Here is a 1,389-nt window from a genome sequence, read left to right on the forward strand (position 1 = left end):
TTCGTGACCATGGAGCGGAACTTCAGGCAGCCGAAGCTGCGCCCGTCGCGGCCGAGCCGTGTGTGGCGGAAGATCGGCGCCTTGCGGTCGCCGGCCCAGACCAGGGCGGCGATCACCAGCATCAGCGGCAGCAGCAGGAACAGGGCGGTGGCCGCGACCCCGATGTCGAGCCCGCGCTTGGCCGCCCAGTCGAGCCGCAGCCCCCGGGCCACGAACGGCGTCTCCGGCAGCACCGCCTCCACGACCGCCTCGGCCGCCTCGCTCACCTGACCCGCAATCTGATCGGCCACATCGGACATCTCAACCCTATGGTGCGGCGCAGAAGCGAGGGGGGAGAGGGGTGGGCCGGCCTCGCGCAACATGGGCTCGCTTCCTGAAGGCTGATGACGAGAAGATAGTTAACAAATTCTTAATACCTATTTATAACGAATTATTGACGCTGTTACAAGCTGGGCTATATGGAGAATCACAGTCTAGTGTCTGTTATTATCATTCGGTTATGCAATGTAGCTGAGGGGATTAGGATGGGCATTGGCGCGCAGGAGGGAAGGAACGGCGCTGTTGAGGCGGCGATATCGGGATGTGGCTGTATAGTTTCGGTATAGCCATCTATGGCTGGACAGCGCCTTTTCTTTTGGTGCGGTGCACGCAAAATAGAAATCACGCGACTGTTTACCGCCTCGCGCCGTCATAGACCTCGCCCTCGGCTGACGCTCAGCTTGCAAGGGGGGCGGGAGCCGGCGGGGGCGTCCCAGCAGTCGCATCGATGCAAACTACGCATGTCGCTTCGGGGTGTCGGCTCGATCGGCGTCGGCGAGGTCTAGCCTTCGTGAGGCGCTGAAGCGTCGGCGTTGGCGCTTACTGTCTCACCGTCGAAGCCACGTGCTCGGCGCAGAGCGGCGGTCGGAGGAATCCATTCACCGATGGACGGCGAAGACGGATCGATTCCCTCGGCTTGGAGCGTTGCCGATCATCGAGCCGTGTAACGGCTCCGTATAAGCACTCAAACCGGTGTGGCCCGGCGAGTTTGGAGAGATGACATGGCGGTTCTGGTGACGGGTGGGGCGGGGTATATCGGCAGCCACATGGTTCTGGCGCTGCTGGATGCCGGCCACGACGAGATCGTGGTGCTGGACGATCTCTCCACCGGCTTCGACTGGGCCGTGCCCGAGGGCGTCAAGCTCGTTGTCGGCGACGTCGCCGACCAGGCGCTGGTCACCCAGACCATCCTGCAGCACCGCATCGACGCGCCCGTCCACCTCGCCCCCCGGATCGTCGTGCCGGACTCGGTCGCCGATCCGCCCGGCTACTCCCTGCCCAATACCGTTAAGCCCCGCGCCCTGATCGATGCCGCGACGCCGGCGGGCGTGCGCCACGTGATCTTCTCCT

Annotated in this window: 2 protein-coding genes; one reads left to right on the plus strand and one right to left on the minus strand. The window is 63.7% G+C overall.

The genetic code is table 11. From position 1 onward, the window contains the following. The coding region (locus tag MKL20_RS06955; protein WP_409568123.1) for a sugar transferase at window positions 1-299 on the minus strand (299 nt) is incomplete at its 3' end. A 741-nt stretch (window positions 300-1,040) separates the two neighbouring features. Here MKL20_RS06955 and MKL20_RS06960 point away from each other — a divergent pair. Beyond that, on the plus strand, window positions 1,041-1,389 hold a 349-nt coding region (locus MKL20_RS06960; protein ID WP_244036065.1), incomplete at its 3' end, for an NAD-dependent epimerase/dehydratase family protein.

This window comes from Methylobacterium sp. E-066, assembly GCF_022829635.1.
Classification (GTDB): domain Bacteria; phylum Pseudomonadota; class Alphaproteobacteria; order Rhizobiales; family Beijerinckiaceae; genus Methylobacterium.